The sequence below is a fragment of the Pseudomonas graminis genome (assembly GCF_900111735.1).
GTDB classification, from domain to species: domain Bacteria; phylum Pseudomonadota; class Gammaproteobacteria; order Pseudomonadales; family Pseudomonadaceae; genus Aquipseudomonas; species Aquipseudomonas graminis.
Window position 1 is genome coordinate 1 of the sequence record NZ_FOHW01000006.1, and the last position, 16387, is coordinate 16387.

The window sequence follows — 16387 nt, forward strand, 5'->3', positions numbered from 1 at the left end:
GCGCCTTTTGAAACAGCGTCATCCACGTGGCGGGCGATCTTGTCGATGGCGCGGGCGTTGATCATCGGACCAATCTGAGAATCGCTGTGGGAGGCTGGCCCAACCTTGAGCGCGCTGACTCTTGCCACCAGCTTTTCAACGAATTTATCGTGAACAGCGCTCTGCACATAGATCCGATTGGGGCACACGCAGGTCTGACCGCCGTTACGAAATTTGGAGACCATGAGGCCGTCCACTGCAGCGTCGAGGTCCGCATCGTCAAAAACAATGAAAGGGGCATTACCGCCCAGTTCAAGCGAGCACTTTTTCAAGGTGTCGGCTGACATTCGGGCCAAGTGTTTACCCACTGGGGTCGAACCTGTAAAGGTGATTTTGCGCACCCGTGAATCAGCCAGCCAAGCGTTTACCACTTCGGGTGTACGCTCGCGCGAAGCGGTAACAATGTTCAGTATGCCTGCCGGAAAGCCTGCTTCCTCAGCCAGACGCACAACCGCCAGGGAGGTCAGTGGCGTGTCTTCGGCGGGCTTGCAGACAACCGTACAACCGGCTGCCAGTGCTGGCGCGATCTTGCGGGCAATCATCGCCGCCGGAAAATTCCAGGGTGTGATCGCCGCGACCACACCCACGGGTTCCTTGATTGCCGTCATGCGGCGACCCGAGACCGGCGCCGGGATCACATCGCCATAAGAGCGCGTCGCTTCCTCGGCAAACCACTCCACATAGCTGGCGGCGTAGACCACTTCGCCTCGTCCCTCAGCCAGCGGTTTTCCCTGCTCCAGCGATATCAGCCTGCCCAGATCCTCCTGATGTTCAAGAATCAGATCGTTCCAGCGTTTGATCAGTTGCGCACGCTGTTTGGCAGGAGTGGCGCGCCAGGCTGCAAAGGCCGAATGCGCGGCATCGACAGCTTCACGGGCATCAATGGCGTTGCTGTCGGGCACTTGGGCGATATAGCTGTCGTCGGCCGGGTTGGTGACAGTCAGCAGTGCCTCCGGATCTCGGGTGGTCCAGCGGCCGCCAATGAAATTCTGCGTTCTGATCAGGTCGGTGCGGGTCAGTTTCAAGCTCATGTCGAGGTTCCTTAAATGTGTGTGGACGGGCTGGATCAGCTGACGATACCCAAGTGCCAGGGCACGAATTCGTGATCCCCAAGCCCCAACAATTCGCTCTTGGTCGACGCACCTGAAGCAGCCTGCAGAATGTGCTCAAAGATGCGTTCACCCATCTGCTCAACTGACAGCTCACCGTCCAGAATGAGGCCGCAATTAATGTCGCTATGCCGGGCTTCAGATCGCCGCAGCAACCGCCTTGCCCAGCGATTCAGTGTTGCCGGTGCCACCGATGTCGGCGGTCAGGGGCGCATTCTCCGGGCCCATCGCAAGCACGGTTTCGATCGCGGTCAGCACGGCGGCGCCGGCTTCGGGTTGGCCCAGGTGCTCAAGCATCATCGCGCCGCACCAGATCTGCCCGATCGGGTTGGCGATGCCTTTTCCGGCGATGTCGGGCGCTGAACCATGCACCGGTTCGAACAGGCTCGGGAAATTGCGCTCCGGGTTGATATTGGCCGAGGGCGCGATGCCGATCGTGCCGGTGCACGCCGGGCCCAGGTCGGAAAGGATATCGCCGAACAGATTGCTTGCGACCACCACGTCGAACCAGTCCGGGTGCAGGACGAAGTTCGCAGTGAGAATATCGATGTGGTACTTGTCGACGTTGACGTCAGGATATTTCTTGCCCATTTCCACGACGCGCTCATCCCAATAGGGCATGGTGATCGCGATGCCATTGGATTTGGTGGCCGAGGTGAGGTGCTTCTTCGGACGGCTTTGCGCCAGGTCGTAGGCGAACTTGAGGATACGGTCGACGCCGATGCGGGTCATCACGGTTTCCTGCAGCACGATCTCGCGATCAGTTCCGGGGAACATCTTGCCGCCGACACTGGAGTACTCGCCTTCGGTATTCTCGCGCACCACCCAGAAATCGATGTCGCCGGGTTTGCGGTTCGCCAGTGGGGCCTTCACGCCGGGCATCAGACGGCAGGGGCGCAGGTTGACGTACTGGTCGAATTCACGCCGGAACTGCAGCAGCGAATCCCACAACGAAATGTGGTCTGGCACTACGTCCGGCCAGCCCACGGCGCCGAAGTAAATCGCGTCGTAACCCTTGAGGGTGTTGAACCAGTCATCTGGCATCATCTTGCCGTGAGCCAGGTAGTAATCGGCGCTGGCAAAGTCGAACCAGTCCCATTGCAGTTCCAGATTGAATTGGGCAGCCACAGCGTCGAGCACACGTACGCCTTCGGGCATCACTTCCTTACCAATACCGTCGCCGGGGATCACTGCAATTTTGTACCGGGCTTTGCTCATGGATTCGACTCCTGGGTTGATTGGGTTATGGATTTCGATGTTTGCAGTGCCTATGGATTGATGATTACTCTTACTTGAAAGCCATTCCTGGTTTTTAGGAAATCCATGAGCAAGCTCGATGACCTGAATTTCTCTCTGGTTCTGCACTGGCGTACTCGGCGACCTGGAAGGGCTACCAAAAGATCACAAGCTTTGTGCGACATCAGATTGAGAGATTATTTGTCGCTTATCGCCGAACAAACTATTCAACTGAGTTGGTATCAGGACCATTTCTGGAGTGGTCTTGCCGACCGGAAGGAAGCGATGCTCTATGCTCCCAGAGTTTCAGAATTGCATCCATGCAAGCGCTGCTGGCGCGCGCGACCTGGCATGGATCCTCAGCCTCCTCTAGCTCGCGCATCAACCTGGCGATGTAACTGGCCAGCCACCTGGCGAGTGGATCGTCGTTTCGCTCCATCAACTCGGCGGTGAGATCAGCGCCTAGCTTTAAGCAATGGGTTTCATTTTCCAACAGCATGACCATGTCTTGACCTCCTTGTACTCAGGCAATCGAGTTGCCTGCGTCAGATGGTTTTTACAAGAAGGCCCGGCTCAACGTCCGTTGGCATCCAGGAACTGATACCAGCCCCCAACGAGCCAAACCACGGGCACCCGTAATGAATGAAAAAGGAATTCGGCTAGCTCAGTCCGCCCATATCAACCCCAGCTCCGGTATGTTCCTGCGAAGACTTCGGCCACGTGTTTGCCGATGCACGAAGACATCACCCCCTGTGCCGTTGTAGCCCGTCGCTTACACGACCCGATCATCCGGACGCCCCACCTAGGGCACGCTGTCGGCCGTCAAAGCCACAACCCCTGAACATTGATGACTGATCGCAGTTATCAGGTCAGGTAGGGCCCGCAGGCTTAAACACCACATAGACCTTTCTCAGCGTTTCTTGAATATCCCAGACACCTGAGGTATTTCGAGGAAAAAACAGCGTATCTCCACCTTTTATAGCTAGAGGTTCTCCATCACTGGGTGTGAACGTACAAACTCCCGTCAGGATATGCATGAACTCAGCTTCGGTTAATTGACGCTCAAATCGTCCCGGGGTGCATTCCCATATTCCAGTTTTGTTCTCTGCCGCACCGTCAAGGTGAACCTCCATGCCACTCATGTTTTGGGCGGGTGTGCCCAGCGGTCTTGAGGGCGCGCCAAGAGACTCCAAGCCATTTGCGACAGACGATTGAGCAATAATTTTTATATTCATGGCCAACCGACCGATTTGGATAGTGAGTGAATGGCTGAGCCGTTTCTAAAACGGTTTTGCCCCAGGTAGGGAAACGGTGCCCGGTGCTTCCAGAATTTCAGAATGGCGTCCATACAAGCGTTGCTGGCTTGCGCGACCTGGCCGGCATCCTGCGCTGGCTCCAACTCGCGCATCAACCTAGTGATGTGACTGGCCAGCCACCTGGCGAGTGGATCATCGTTCCGTTCAAGTAACTCGGCCGCCAGATAGGCGCCGAGCTTCAGACAATGGATTTCACTTTCCAACAGCACGCCCATGCCTTTACCCTCTGGTCGAACCAATTGCCTGTTACGGTATGTACCAGCCCGGATCAACGACCGATGGCATCCAAAAACTGATACCAGCCTGCAACGAGCCGAACCACGGGCACCCGTAATGGATAAAAAGGGATGCGGCGAACTCGGTCCGCCCATATCAATCCCAGCTCAGGTGCGCTTCCTGTCACGACTTCGGCCACGTGTTTACCAATGTACGAAGACATCGCCACACCAGTGCCGTTGTAGCCCATCGCATACACGACCCGATCATCCAGACGCCCCACCTGCGGCACGCTGTCGACCGTCAAAGCCACCAGCCCCGACCATCGATGGCTGATCGCAGTCTCGGCCAACGTCGGGAACTGCTTAATCATCGCCCTATGAAGCGCCTCGTATGCAGTACTCGAATCATCGGTACCGAAAGCTCCGCGACCGCCATACAGCAGACGGTCGCCAGCCATGCGAAACCAGCGCATCATTCGGCGGGTTTCGGTGTAGCTGCGAGCATGCCTCAGCAACTGCAGCTCTTGCCCTGTCAGAGGCTCCGTCGCCAGCATTGCTGAGCGAAAAGGCACCACGCACTGGCGAACTGCGTCTGTTGCAGAGGTCAAAGTGGAATATCCATTGGTAGCCAACACCACTTGCTTCGCGGTGACCGTCCCGTGCGAGGTGTGCACTACGACGCCGTTCGTAACCCGGCGTATGCCCGTGACCGGTGATGACTCACTCAGCGTTATGCCTTCTGCCTTTAGGCCACGGGCGAAGCCTCTTGCAAAATTCAGCGGGTGAAGCAGACCTCCGCCAGTGTCCAGCACCCCGCCGACAAAGTCCGGGGAGCCGGTCTCTTCCTGCATCTGCCTGGCAGACATAACGTGCAAAGAGCGCTCGCCCAGCTCGGCAGCCAACCAATGCGCCTCCTGTGCGCAGTACGCCAGGGAAGTCGCGTTGTGCGCGCAATGCAGGCTGCCATTCTTACGATACTGCGCAGCCTCCAGCGAGTAAGCCGTCACCAGCTCTTCGATGTGTTCCACTGACTCAAGGGACAGCCGCCGCATGATCTGCGCCATCTCAAGGCCATGGCGCGCGGCGACTCGGCTCAGAGGCAGGCGGTATTTAGCCGACACCACACCGCCGTTACGACCACTCGCTCCCCATCCGATCCGGCTGGCCTCCAACACAACCGGCGACAGTCCTTTGGCGGCCAGATACCTCGCTGTAGACAGTCCGGTGTAGCCACCACCGACGATCACCACATCGTATTGATGATCTCCCTCCAAAGGATTGAGGACCGGTGGATCGATGGCCGTTTCCTGCCACAGTGACGCTACATCCGGGAAAAGGGCGCGCGCAGTCATGACGGGGCGTCCTTAAGAAAAGCGGGCGGCGGGGTTAGCCAGTTCTGCTTCGACAGCATCTGCAAACTGCTGCATCGAGTGGAAATGGAAGTCTGGCTTGGTGACCTTCGGAGGGACCGGCGTTGCGCCATAGCCTTCGATGTCATGGCGACGCTCAATCCAGCAGGTGGTATAACCCGCTTCGCTCGCCACGCCTATATCGTGATACTGGCTCTGAGCGACATGCAGGATGTCGCGCTTCTGGAAGCCTGCTGCCGATTGACGCCCTTCGTTGAACGCGAAGTACAAAGGATCGGGTTTGTGAACACCGGTCTCTTCCGAGGTCAGACTGTCGTGAAACGGGTGACCCAGTGTGTACTGGTACGCCGAGAACGACGTGCGGTCGACGTTGGTCATGGCCACCAGACGAAAATGCTTGCGCAGGCGTGCCAACGCATCCACCGAGTCAGCGAAGGCAGGCCAAGACACCACGGACGCCTGGAAACGATCACCTGCCACCTTGTCGCTGATCAAGCCCAGTTCGGCAGCGAATGTCTGGTAGATGTCACTCATGGTGTACATAAACCGATTGGGCGCGCGCATCTCACCCCGATACACATCATCGGCCCGCTTGTAGGCATCGAAGATCGCGTCATCCGAAATACCTTGGGCCTGGCCCCCGCCGATGCTGCGCACTGCGGCAAGGATGCCAGCTTCGAAGTTAATCAAGGTGCCCACGACATCGAACGTAAGCACTTTAAAATCAGTCAGTTTCATCGTGTATCTCCTGGTCACAATAGTGGGGTTTGCCTTTGAAACAGTGAATCGCGGGCACAAGAGAGCGTCACAACGGCGCGACCGTGTGCCAGGTGTCGATTCAAAAGGGTTGAAGCATCAGGCCGAGCTTGGAGCCCCGGTCAATTGAACATCGCAGCGAAGCGCGCTTTGTTTTTCATGTAGTAAGCGTCCACAACCTTATCGGCGGAACTGTCCTTGGCCTCCATCTGCATCGCTTCCAGATCGCTCAGCGGTAGCGTGTAGTGCCTCAGAAATGTGGCGACCTTCGGTTCGTCCTTGGTGAAGCCCAAACGAGAAACCACGTGAATGTGCTCGGTGCCACCAAAAATCTGTTTCGGGTCGGTGAGGTAGCGAAGCTTCCATTTGGCGAACATCCAATGGGGGTTCCACGCGTTGATGATCGACCATTTTTCGCGACTCTGATCTCGCGCAAGCTCAGACAGCATGCCCGCCTCTGACGACGCCAAGAGTTTGTAGCCTTTCAGGCCGTATTCAGTGATGGCCTTTTCGGACAACTTGTACTGACCATTGCCGGCTTCGGCCGAGAGGATGCGATTACCGAATTTCTCGGCAATGCCGGGTTTATTCAGGTCCTCAATGCTCGACACTTCACTGGCTGGAATGCTATCTGGTATGGCCCAGCCGATCTTTCCGTCGTATATCACGCCGAGGTCTTCCACCTGACTGCTGTATTTCTCCCAGTAGGATTTATGAGCGCCGGGCAACCACACCATGGGAACGACATCGACGTTCTTGGTGGCCAGCGCCTGAAACTGAATACCCAGATCAGCCATAACCAGCTTGACCGGACGCCCGGTCTGATCCTCGATCGCTTTCGCCGCCAGCTTGGCGGTGATCTCCGCGTCCGCCCAGTTGATCCAGCCGATTCGGATAGGCGGCTGGTCGGCGCTGGCTGGCATCACATGCAACACTGAACACGCCATGACCGCTACTAAAACCTTGAATGCTTTCTTAACGCGCATTAGCTTATCTCCAGAAATTCGATGCAGCTTGGTAATGGCACGGACGCAGAATCGAATGTTGGGGCAACGTAAGGGTAGTCGGTCGTGCCTGCCGTCCTGATGGCTATATGGCCATGATCGAGACGGCGTAACAAACAATTTATTGATCGACTTTGGATGACTTCTGGTAATGGAAAAGCTTCGGCGTCGCCTTCCTCCACTCAATGGCCTCGTGATTTTCGAAGCCGCCGCGCGTCTTTTGAGCTTTACCGCAGCGGCCAATGAGATCTGCATCACGCAAGCCGCGGTCAGCCGCCAGATACGACAAGTCGAAGATTTTCTCGGCCACGATCTGTTCGTCCGGGAGCATCGTCGCGTCAGTCTCACGGCCTCCGGTCGAAGGCTGTATGCCGCCGTTGATCAGAGCCTGGAGCGTATCGCCCAGACCGCGAACGACATCCGCAGCGGTACTCAGGAAGCGCTGACCATCACCGCCACCATCGGTTTTTCGACGTACTGGCTGATGCCGCGCCTGGAGGCGTTTCAGGAAGCGCACCCCGAAGTGCCGATCCGCCTCCTGGCACTGGACCGCGAGGTGGATTTGCGCGAAGAACAAATCGATGTGGCGTTCACTTGCGGTGACGAAGGCCAGTCTCAACACATCCGCATGACTCGGCTATTTGACGAAAACATGGTGCCTCTGTGCAGCCCCGCTTACCTGCAAGGCAAACGTATCGAGAGCTTGGAGCACCTTGTGGGTGAAAGGCTTTTGCATCTGGATCACGAGCACTGGCGCGGTTTCAACTGGCCAGTGGTGGACTGGTCGACCTGGCTGAGTCAGATGGGCTATGAGGGGCCGCTACCCCCGTCGCGCTTTGCGTACAACAATTACGCACAACAGATCCATGCCACTTTGGCGGGACGGGGTATCGGGCTCGCTTGCGTCGGGATGCTTAAAAGCTATATCGACAGCGGGCAGCTGGTTCAGCCATTGGATCTGGAGCATCGCACCGCGCGGGGTTATTACATGGCGATCAATGAGGCGAGCAGCAATCTGGCAGCCCTGAAAATCTTTGAGGCCTGGTGGGATCTATCAGTGACCGGGCAAGTGCCTTGATCGCGAATGATCGGAGCCCCAGTTTGACGGCGGGGCTCGAAGGTCCAGCTGTGTGACTTGGCGCGGGAGTCTCCTCTGCCTTGACGCAATAGGGTTTACACCATCTGAGCGCCAGAGGTGCAGCTCACCGCCATAACATTGGTCAGAGTGAAATGGCAAAAATGTGTTCACGTAGCTAATTGTGTTGATGCGCCACCGATTAGTGAAGCTTAGGATACGCAAGGGACACCAATACCCATGCCCAAGTGGAGCATGCGATGCCAAATGTCTTGCGTATCTGCGTAGTCATTGCGCTCGCCATGTTACAGGGGTGCGCGGTGTATCGAATGTTGCCTACCAACTGGACGCGGCCCGAAGGCCGTTATTGGTGCAACGAGCGCTACCTCGACATGGTCAAGGAATATCAAGAGCCCCTGGCCAAGAGCTTGGTCGACCGCTTGCAATTGGCCAAGGCCGGGTACATCTATGCAGTGGCTTCCGCACTCTCATTGCAAGGTGAAGAGCCTAAGGAGGTCTTTGACTTCGATAGGCCAGTAGAGCTGACACAACTTGGCCTGGAGAGAGATCTGAGTAGCGGCTTCCAGGCCGTGACCTATTTATATACCCCGAAAGATCCCGCACGAGCACCGGAAGTGGTCATCGCTTTTCGCGGTTCTGACCAAATAAGGGATTACCTGCTGCACAATTTCTGGATCTGGCCAATACAGCTAACGGACGCCATCAAATACGTAAAGGACACCGCAGCAGATCCTCGTGTCAAAGGCAAGCGCATCGTAGTCACCGGCTATTCGCTCGGTGGTGGCCTAGCGGCCTACGTCACCAAGGATACGCAGACCAGCGCATTGATCAGCCAGGCTTGGGCGTTCAATCCCAGTCCTAGAGAACTAGAGGCAGGCACCGACCCAAGAATTTATCTAGTGTCTACCAAATATGAAGTGCTGAACGAACTCGACCGCAGCCGTATCGGTGCACTGCCTGAACACACCGATATGAGTTTCCAGTTGCTGAAATCCAGCTCCATTTATTCCCATTACCGCTGGGTGCTCGCTCGGCAAATGCTGATATATGCCGACTTCGCCGACTACGTAGCGTCGGGACGAAAGTACACCACCACCGAACCGCTGAGTATCCTCAGCAGCCAAAGCAATGAATTCTGTGCGCCGGATACCCACGCCGAAATCGTCAGTTCTCGGAAGCGTTATGAAGCCGATCGCATGCTTATTAAGTTTGAGGACAATACGACCACCGACGCTGCGCTCCAGAATTGAAGCGCAGTGCCGAATGATACTTCTAGAGGACGCCTGTGCCAGAGCAACCTCAAATGCCCGACGAATCGTCGGTTGATCTACGGTCAAATAGGGCTTGCTGTGGTCAAGAAACAAATGTCCCAAGATCGTCTGTACGATCTCCACATCACCTGTTGCAGCCAGCACCTTTGCCGCCATTGACCGCCTCCCGCTATGGGACGATCCCTGCTTAATACGGGCCTGGCGGTAAAGCCTGCTGAACGTCTATTGCAAAGCATCACAGGGCCGGTAGGGCACTGGCTCACTACTCAACTGGCGGTGCTTGAATGCCAACTCAAAAGCCTGTCCCTTATCCGTCGTGACCAGCTTTGGGCCTAGGCGAAACCCTCGGTACTCATCGACGCAGAAATCCCCCAACGGCGGCGGTGCCGTATCATAAGCCAATCATTGAACGCGGCAAGACATCGGGCATGTGTCTGCTACATATTGCGCGGTCGGTAGCCCTTCAGGGGGCAGATAGCTTGCACAGCGTGAGCTGTGAGCCAGCACCGCAATTGTCGCCGAATCAGAACTGCCGAAAGCAATAACATCCTCAGAGCGGCTAAGCACCGTTGATACCATGTCGGCATCACCCAACCGAACATGGTATCGATATAGCTGACTGAGGATGCCTACGCTGCACACCACGGCCAACGCCATTAATGACGTGGAAACTCTCGTAACGTTGATAATATTAATATAAAAATCAAACACTTAAAAATTAGACCTACTCCCACTCAATCGTCGCAGGCGGCTTGCTCGACACGTCATAAGTCACGCGCGAGATACCTTCGATCTCATTGATGATCCGGCCGCTCACCGTTTCCAGCAGTTCGTAAGGCAGGTGCGCCCAACGTGCGGTCATGAAGTCGATGGTTTCTACGGCACGCAGGGCCACGACCCAGGCGTAACGACGACCGTCGCCGACCACGCCAACCGATTTCACCGGCTGGAACACGACGAAGGCCTGGCTGACTTTGTGGTACCAGTCGGCTTTGCGCAGTTCTTCGATGAAGATGTGGTCGGCGCGACGCAGCAGGTCGGCGTATTCCTTCTTCACTTCACCGAGGATGCGCACGCCCAGGCCTGGGCCCGGGAATGGGTGGCGGTAGACCATGTCGTACGGCAGGCCCAGTTCCAGGCCCAGACGGCGGACTTCGTCCTTGAACAGTTCGCGCAGCGGCTCGACCAGTTTCAGGTTCATCTCTTCCGGCAGGCCGCCCACGTTGTGGTGCGACTTGATGACGTGGGCCTTGCCGCTTTTGGCGCCGGCGGACTCAATCACGTCAGGGTAGATGGTGCCTTGGGCCAGGTACTTGATGTTGTCGAGTTTGGTCGACTCGGCGTCGAAAACGTCGATGAAGGTGCGCCCGATGATCTTGCGCTTCTTCTCTGGATCGCTTTCGCCGGCCAGGTTGTTGAGGAACTGGTCTTCAGCGTTGGCGCGGATCACCTTGACGCCCATGTTCTCGGCGAACATGGCCATGACTTGCTCACCTTCGTGCAGACGCAGCAGGCCGTTGTCGACGAAGACGCAGGTCAGTTGGTCGCCGATGGCTTTGTGCAGCAGCGCTGCGACCACCGAGGAGTCGACACCGCCGGACAAGCCCAGCAGTACGTTGTCGGTGCCGACCTGGGCGCGAACCTGGGCGATGGCGTCTTCAGCGATTTTCGACGGGGTCCACAGCGCTTCGCAGCCGCAGATGTCGAGAATGAAGCGCGACAGGATGCGACCGCCCTGCTTGGTGTGGGTCACTTCCGGGTGGAACTGCACGCCGTAGTAGCCGCGGGTGTCGTCGGCCATGCCAGCGATCGGGCAGCTAGGGGTGCTGGCCAGTACGTGGAAGCCTTCCGGGATTTCGGTGACTTTGTCGCCGTGGCTCATCCACACGTCGAGACCGAAAACGCCATCGGCGTCGACGTGGTCTTCGATGCCATCCAGCACGCGGCTCTTGCCGACGATATCGACGCGGGCGTAACCGAACTCACGCATTTCGGAGCCGGCCACGCGGCCACCGAGCTGCTCGGCCATGGTTTGCATGCCGTAGCAGATACCGAAGATCGGCACGTTCAGGTCGAACACGGCCTGCGGCGCGCGCGGGCTGTCGGCAACGTGGACGGACTCGGGGCCGCCGGCGAGGATGATGCCTTTCGGGGCGAATTCGCGGATCGCTTCGTCCGACATGTCGAACGGGTGCAGTTCGCAGTAAACGCCGATTTCGCGAACGCGACGGGCGATCAGCTGGGTGTACTGGGAACCGAAGTCCAGGATCAGGATGCGGTGGGCGTGAATGTCGAGGGCCATGAGAGGACTCTAGATAGAGCAGCTTCAAGCCTCAAGCTTCAAGCTGCAAGGTGTCAGGGGCCGCAGATCCGTAGCGACAGGCCTAAAGGCGGTGCCGCTACAGATCGCTTGTAGCTAGTAACTATCAACTTGTGGCTGGAGGCGTCAGCCGACCCGGTAGTTCGGCGCTTCCTTGGTGATCTGCACGTCGTGAACGTGGGACTCCGCCATGCCGGCACCGGTGATGCGTACGAATTCAGGCTTGGTGCGCATTTCGTGGATGTCGGCGCTGCCGGTGTAACCCATCGAAGAGCGCAGGCCGCCCATCAACTGGTGAACGATGGCAGTCAGCGAACCCTTGTACGCAACGCGGCCTTCGATACCTTCCGGCACGAGTTTTTCCGCGCCGTCGGACGAGTCCTGGAAGTAACGGTCCGACGATCCCTGGGCCTGGGACATGGCGCCCAGAGAACCCATGCCGCGATAGGCCTTGTACGAACGGCCCTGGAACAGCTCGATCTCGCCCGGGGCTTCTTCGGTACCGGCAAACATCGAGCCCATCATCACGCAGTAGGCACCGGCAACGATGGCCTTGGACAGGTCACCCGAGAAACGGATGCCGCCGTCGGCGATCAGCGGAACGTCAGTGCCTTCCAGTGCCGAAGCCACATTGGCAATGGCGCTGATTTGCGGGACGCCCACGCCTGCCACGATACGGGTGGTGCAGATGGAGCCAGGACCGATGCCGACCTTGACGCCGTCAGCGCCAGCTTCAACCAGTGCGAGCGCAGCGGCGCCGGTGGCGATGTTGCCGCCGATGACTTGCACGTCCGGGAAGTTCTGTTTGACCCAGCGAACGCGGTCGATCACGCCTTTGGAGTGGCCGTGTGCGGTGTCGACAACGATAACGTCAACGCCCGCAGCCACCAGCGCGCTAACGCGTTCGCCGGTGTCTTTGCCGGTGCCGACCGCAGCGCCGACACGCAGACGACCCTGGTCGTCTTTGCTCGCCAGTGGCCAGGCTTTGGATTTCTCGATGTCCTTGACGGTCATCATGCCCTTGAGCGCGAACTTGTCGTCGACGATCAGGACTTTTTCCAGGCGGTGCTTGTGCAGCAGATCGCGCACTTCGTACTTGTCGGCGCCTTCGCGGACGGTGACCAGACGCTCTTTCGGCGTCATCACTTCGCGAACAGGCACATCAAGACGGGTTTCAAAGCGGACGTCGCGGGAGGTCACGATGCCGACGAGCTCGCCGTCATGCAGGACCGGAACGCCGGAGATGTTGTGTTGACGGGTCAGTTCGAACAGATCGCGAACAGTGGCGTCAGCCTCGATGGTGATCGGATCCTTGACCACACCCGCTTCGAACTTCTTGACCTTGCGCACTTCGGCAGCTTGCTGCTCGACGGTCATGTTCTTGTGGATGATGCCGATGCCGCCTTCCTGAGCCATGGCGATTGCCAGACGGGCTTCAGTAACGGTGTCCATAGCGGCGGAAACGAGGGGGATGTTGAGTTCGATGCCACGGGTCAATCGTGTTTTCAGACTGACTTCGTTGGGAAGCACCTCGGAATAACCGGGCACAAGGAGAATGTCGTCGAATGTAAGGGCTTCTTGGCTGATACGCAGCATCGCTGGGCTCCCGAGCGGGAAAATGGAAGCGCGCCATTGTACCCAGACACCTGCACTATCTCAATGTAAAGATCAGGCTATTTACGCATGAGCCGGATTACGGCGCCCAATGACAGCCGCGCAGATCTACATCCTGACTTTGACGTGGGACACCGGACGGTCCATCCGTTCGGCAAACGCCTCGACAAAGCTGCTCTTGAAGCCGGCATCCAGCCAGTTGTTGAAGATGAACCCCAGATTCGAGAACCCGCACGGTTCAAGAAACAGGAAGCCGTTGATGTCGTCTTCATGGCGGCATTCGGGGCACATGAAGTTGTCGGTGTGGCCCGGCATCCAGTCTTCCAGGCTGTCGAACAGGGCTTCGCCGATCTCGCGCCGGCATTCCGGGCAACCGGCCTCCTCCTTGAAACCCTGCTGCGGTGTATAGATGCAACGCTTGAGGACGATTTCCAGACCGTTGACCGGTTGACCGAATGGCAAGGCGTCAGGGTTTTCGACGAAGCGTCGCGCGCCCGGGGCAACCGCGTAGGCCATGCGGTTGAAGCTGCGCCCACAGGTGGTCAGCGATTCTTCGACGACGTTCAGCTTCACCAGCCAGCGCAGGATCGCCCGCGCCTTCGCTTCGTGCGCAGGAAAGCTGGAGATTTGCGGGACGATGATGCTTTGGGTGTCCATGACGGGCCTGTCTGACAAGTAATCGGGGGGCGGCAGCTTAATCGCGCTGTCGGTGACGTCAAGTATGGCCGTCGGGGCGCGCGCCGCCAGCGATCTCATCTGGTGACCCGTGCCCCAAAGCCTTTATGATGCCGCCATGATCAAAGACCCCTTCGCAAGACTCGGCCTTGACCGGGACGTCCTCACTGTCAGCCAGCTCAACGGCCGCGCACGCGTGCTGCTGGAAGATGTGTTTTCCAGCATCTGGGTGGAGGGCGAGATTTCCAACCTCTCGCGTCCGGCCTCCGGGCACGTTTACTTCACGCTGAAGGACTCCGGCGCCCAGGTCCGTTGCGCGTTGTTTCGCAGCAACGCGGCACGGGTGCGTCAGGCGCTGAAAGATGGCCTGGCGGTCAAGGTACGCGGCAAGGTCTCTCTGTTTGAGGGTCGCGGGGACTACCAGCTGATTCTCGACATCGTCGAGCCTGCCGGCGATGGCGCGCTGCGTCTGGCCTTCGACGCGCTGAAGGAGAAGCTCAGCGCCGAAGGGATGTTCAGCGCCGAGCGCAAGGTCGCCCTGCCCCTGCACCCCAAGCGCATCGGCATCATCAGCTCCCCGACCGGCGCGGTGATTCGCGACATCATCAGCGTGTTTCGTCGTCGTGCGCCCCAGGTCGAACTCACCCTGATCCCCACCGCCGTGCAGGGCCGCGAAGCCATCGGCCAGATCGTGCGCGCCCTGAAGCTCGCAGATGGAAGGGGCTTCGATGCGTTGATCCTCGCGCGGGGCGGCGGCTCGCTGGAAGACCTCTGGTGCTTCAACGAAGAGGCCGTCGCCCGCGCCATCGATGCGTGCGTGACGCCGATCGTCAGCGCGGTCGGTCACGAAACCGATGTCTCGATCAGTGACTTCGTCGCCGACGTGCGTGCGCCGACGCCCTCCGCCGCCGCTGAGCTGCTGGCGCCGGACTCAAGCGATCTGCACCGCAGGGTTGACAGCCTGGAGCGCCGACTGATCAGCCGCATGCAGGACCGGCTGATGCGCGAGCAATTGCGCCTGGACGGTATTTCCCGCCGCTTGCGTCACCCAGGCGAGCGTCTGCGCCAGCGCGCCCAGCGGCTCGACGACCTTGACATGCGCATGCGCCGGGCCTTTGAACAGCAGATGCACAAGCGCCAGGTGCGCATGAGCCACCTGGAAAGCCGCCTCGCCGCGCAACACCCGGGACGCACGCTGATGTTTCTGCGTCAGCGCCTGGCGGTACTGGCCGAGAGGTTGCCCCGTGCGATCAAGGAAAACCTCAAAACCCGTCGCCTGCAGCTGCAAAGTCAGGTGCAGACGCTCAACGTGGTCAGCCCGCTGGCGACCCTCGGCCGTGGTTACAGTATTTTGCTGGATGAACGCGGCAGAGCCATTCGCGCTGCCGAGCAGACCCATCAGGGTCAGCGCCTGACAGCAAAGCTGGCGGACGGCGAGCTGCAAGTGCGCGTCGAAGACAACCATCTGACGCCTGTCACCCTTTCACTTCTGGATTGATCAATGCTGCCTTCTCTCTCCCGTTCGCTGGCAACTGCTGCCCTTTCACTGTGTGCAGCCATGTGCGTTGCCCTGCCCGCCTACGCCGACAGCTACATTTCCCGCCTGCTCAACAAGCCGGTACCGGGCGGCGTAGCGGTGGTCGACCTCGGCCCTTCCGCGCAAGCGCCCAAGGCCACGTGGCAGGGCAAACCGGTGCTGGTCGTCAAGGATCAGGACGCGCGCTGGCTGGCCATCGTCGGCATCCCGCTGACCATCAAGCCAGGCAGCCCGCAACAGGTCAGCAGCGGCGGCCGCAACCTGCCTTTCGTGGTGGGCAACAAGAAGTACCCGGAGCAGCGCATTACCCTGAAGAACCAGCGTCAGGTCAATCCGAACCCGGACGACTTGAAGCGCATCGAGCAGGAGCTCGATGTGCAAGTCCGCGCCTACCGTACGTTCAGTCCCGTGACGCCGAGCAACCTTCTGCTGGACAAACCGGTGGACGGGCCGCTCTCCAGCAAATTCGGCGTGCGACGTTTCTTCAACGGCGAGGAGCGTAATCCTCACGCCGGACTGGACTTCGCGGTCCCTGCCGGGACGCCTATCAAGTCGCCAGCGGCGGGCAAGGTGATTCTGATCGGTAACTACTTCTTCAACGGCAACACGGTGTTCGTCGATCACGGGCAGGGCTTCATTAGCATGTTCTGCCACATGTCTAAGATCGACGTGAAAGTCGGCGATGCCGTTCCGCGCGGTGGCGTGGTCGGGCGCGTGGGTTCGACTGGCCGCGCGACGGGGCCGCATATGCACTGGAACATCAGCCTGAATGACGCGCGGGTGGATCCGGCGATTTTCATTAATGCGTTTCAGCCGTAACGCTTGA

General features: G+C 58.6%; 16 protein-coding genes. 4 read left to right on the forward strand and 12 right to left on the reverse strand.

Translation table 11 applies throughout. The annotated features are described in order from the left end of the window. The 9 genes from BMY98_RS06340 to BMY98_RS06380 all read right to left on the reverse strand — a co-directional run. Positions 1 to 1070: NAD-dependent succinate-semialdehyde dehydrogenase (locus tag BMY98_RS06340; protein WP_074886271.1), on the reverse strand; the 1070-nt coding region annotated here is incomplete at its 3' end. A gap of 35 nt (positions 1071 to 1105) precedes the next feature. Beyond that, complete coding sequence (locus tag BMY98_RS06345; protein ID WP_245760027.1) at positions 1106 to 1339, reverse strand: UxaA family hydrolase; 234 nt, start codon at positions 1337 to 1339, stop codon at positions 1106 to 1108. After that, positions 1287 to 2366, reverse strand: coding sequence for a tartrate dehydrogenase (locus BMY98_RS06350; protein ID WP_074886272.1), 1080 nt, complete (start codon positions 2364 to 2366; stop codon positions 1287 to 1289). Before BMY98_RS06350 ends, BMY98_RS06345 begins: the two co-directional genes overlap by 53 nt. Positions 2367 to 2607: 241 nt before the next feature. Continuing rightward, on the reverse strand, positions 2608 to 2889 hold the full coding sequence (locus BMY98_RS06355) for a hypothetical protein (RefSeq protein WP_074886275.1): 282 nt from the start codon (positions 2887 to 2889) through the stop codon (positions 2608 to 2610). 364 nt (positions 2890 to 3253) lie between these two features. Then, positions 3254 to 3619: a cupin domain-containing protein gene (locus BMY98_RS06360; protein WP_074886278.1), complete on the reverse strand. Its 366-nt coding sequence runs from the start codon at positions 3617 to 3619 to the stop codon at positions 3254 to 3256. Then, positions 3616 to 3915 carry a hypothetical protein gene (locus tag BMY98_RS06365; RefSeq protein ID WP_074886281.1) on the reverse strand — a complete coding sequence of 100 codons (300 nt, stop codon included), beginning with the start codon at positions 3913 to 3915 and terminating at the stop codon, positions 3616 to 3618. Before BMY98_RS06365 ends, BMY98_RS06360 begins: the two co-directional genes overlap by 4 nt. A gap of 53 nt (positions 3916 to 3968) precedes the next feature. Further along, positions 3969 to 5270, reverse strand: coding sequence for an NAD(P)/FAD-dependent oxidoreductase (locus BMY98_RS06370; protein ID WP_074886283.1), 1302 nt, complete (start codon positions 5268 to 5270; stop codon positions 3969 to 3971). Between the two features lie 12 nt (positions 5271 to 5282). Next, entirely contained in the window at positions 5283 to 6026 is a 744-nt protein-coding gene (locus BMY98_RS06375; RefSeq protein ID WP_074886286.1) for an HAD-IA family hydrolase, read from the reverse strand. A gap of 140 nt (positions 6027 to 6166) precedes the next feature. Continuing rightward, positions 6167 to 7030: a glycine betaine ABC transporter substrate-binding protein gene (locus BMY98_RS06380; protein WP_074886289.1), complete on the reverse strand. Its 864-nt coding sequence runs from the start codon at positions 7028 to 7030 to the stop codon at positions 6167 to 6169. A 169-nt stretch (positions 7031 to 7199) separates the two neighbouring features. Here BMY98_RS06380 and BMY98_RS06385 point away from each other — a divergent pair, with 169 nt between their 5' ends. Both BMY98_RS06385 and BMY98_RS26695 read left to right on the forward strand, forming a co-directional pair. Continuing rightward, on the forward strand, positions 7200 to 8126 hold the full coding sequence (locus tag BMY98_RS06385) for a LysR substrate-binding domain-containing protein (RefSeq protein WP_074886292.1): 927 nt from the start codon (positions 7200 to 7202) through the stop codon (positions 8124 to 8126). Between the two features lie 326 nt (positions 8127 to 8452). Next, a complete protein-coding gene (locus BMY98_RS26695; protein ID WP_175514148.1) occupies positions 8453 to 9394 on the forward strand; it encodes a Tle-like phospholipase domain-containing protein in 942 nt (313 codons plus the stop codon). A 745-nt stretch (positions 9395 to 10139) separates the two neighbouring features. On the opposite strand, the gene guaA is transcribed toward BMY98_RS26695, so the two are convergent. The 3 genes from guaA to BMY98_RS06405 form a co-directional block, all read right to left on the reverse strand. Beyond that, positions 10140 to 11717, reverse strand: a complete 1578-nt coding sequence (guaA, locus tag BMY98_RS06395; RefSeq protein WP_074886295.1) for a glutamine-hydrolyzing GMP synthase — start codon at positions 11715 to 11717, stop codon at positions 10140 to 10142. Positions 11718 to 11861: 144 nt separating this feature from the next. Beyond that, positions 11862 to 13331 (reverse strand): IMP dehydrogenase, encoded by a 1470-nt coding sequence (guaB, locus tag BMY98_RS06400; RefSeq protein WP_065989989.1) that lies wholly within the window; start codon positions 13329 to 13331, stop codon positions 11862 to 11864. A gap of 126 nt (positions 13332 to 13457) precedes the next feature. Beyond that, positions 13458 to 14006, reverse strand: coding sequence for a sugar ABC transporter ATPase (locus tag BMY98_RS06405; RefSeq protein WP_074886647.1), 549 nt, complete (start codon positions 14004 to 14006; stop codon positions 13458 to 13460). A 136-nt stretch (positions 14007 to 14142) separates the two neighbouring features. Here BMY98_RS06405 and xseA point away from each other — a divergent pair, with 136 nt between their 5' ends. Together xseA and BMY98_RS06415 are read left to right on the forward strand one after the other, a co-directional pair. Beyond that, positions 14143 to 15522 carry an exodeoxyribonuclease VII large subunit gene (gene xseA, locus BMY98_RS06410; protein ID WP_074886298.1) on the forward strand — a complete coding sequence of 460 codons (1380 nt, stop codon included), beginning with the start codon at positions 14143 to 14145 and terminating at the stop codon, positions 15520 to 15522. Positions 15523 to 15582: 60 nt separating this feature from the next. After that, positions 15583 to 16380 carry a peptidoglycan DD-metalloendopeptidase family protein gene (locus BMY98_RS06415; protein ID WP_074886650.1) on the forward strand — a complete coding sequence of 266 codons (798 nt, stop codon included), beginning with the start codon at positions 15583 to 15585 and terminating at the stop codon, positions 16378 to 16380. The last annotated feature ends 7 nt before the right edge of the window (positions 16381 to 16387 follow it).

Bases quoted from the DNA above. Each gene is read 5' to 3' on its own strand.
- BMY98_RS06370 (WP_074886283.1), bottom strand. From the start codon at position 5,270: ATGACTGCGCGCGCCCTTTTCCCGGATGTAGCGTCACTGTGGCAGGAA.
- BMY98_RS06355 (WP_074886275.1), bottom strand. From the start codon at position 2,889: ATGGTCATGCTGTTGGAAAATGAAACCCATTGCTTAAAGCTAGGCGCT.
- BMY98_RS06415 (WP_074886650.1), top strand. From the start codon at position 15,583: ATGTGCGTTGCCCTGCCCGCCTACGCCGACAGCTACATTTCCCGCCTG.
- BMY98_RS06350 (WP_074886272.1), bottom strand. From the start codon at position 2,366: ATGAGCAAAGCCCGGTACAAAATTGCAGTGATCCCCGGCGACGGTATT.
- BMY98_RS06405 (WP_074886647.1), bottom strand. From the start codon at position 14,006: ATGGACACCCAAAGCATCATCGTCCCGCAAATCTCCAGCTTTCCTGCG.
- guaA (WP_074886295.1), bottom strand. From the start codon at position 11,717: ATGGCCCTCGACATTCACGCCCACCGCATCCTGATCCTGGACTTCGGT.
- BMY98_RS06375 (WP_074886286.1), bottom strand. From the start codon at position 6,026: ATGAAACTGACTGATTTTAAAGTGCTTACGTTCGATGTCGTGGGCACC.
- BMY98_RS06380 (WP_074886289.1), bottom strand. From the start codon at position 7,030: ATGCGCGTTAAGAAAGCATTCAAGGTTTTAGTAGCGGTCATGGCGTGT.
- BMY98_RS06365 (WP_074886281.1), bottom strand. From the start codon at position 3,915: ATGGGCGTGCTGTTGGAAAGTGAAATCCATTGTCTGAAGCTCGGCGCC.
- BMY98_RS26695 (WP_175514148.1), top strand. From the start codon at position 8,453: ATGTTGCCTACCAACTGGACGCGGCCCGAAGGCCGTTATTGGTGCAAC.
- BMY98_RS06385 (WP_074886292.1), top strand. From the start codon at position 7,200: ATGGAAAAGCTTCGGCGTCGCCTTCCTCCACTCAATGGCCTCGTGATT.
- BMY98_RS06360 (WP_074886278.1), bottom strand. From the start codon at position 3,619: ATGAATATAAAAATTATTGCTCAATCGTCTGTCGCAAATGGCTTGGAG.
- guaB (WP_065989989.1), bottom strand. From the start codon at position 13,331: ATGCTGCGTATCAGCCAAGAAGCCCTTACATTCGACGACATTCTCCTT.
- xseA (WP_074886298.1), top strand. From the start codon at position 14,143: ATGATCAAAGACCCCTTCGCAAGACTCGGCCTTGACCGGGACGTCCTC.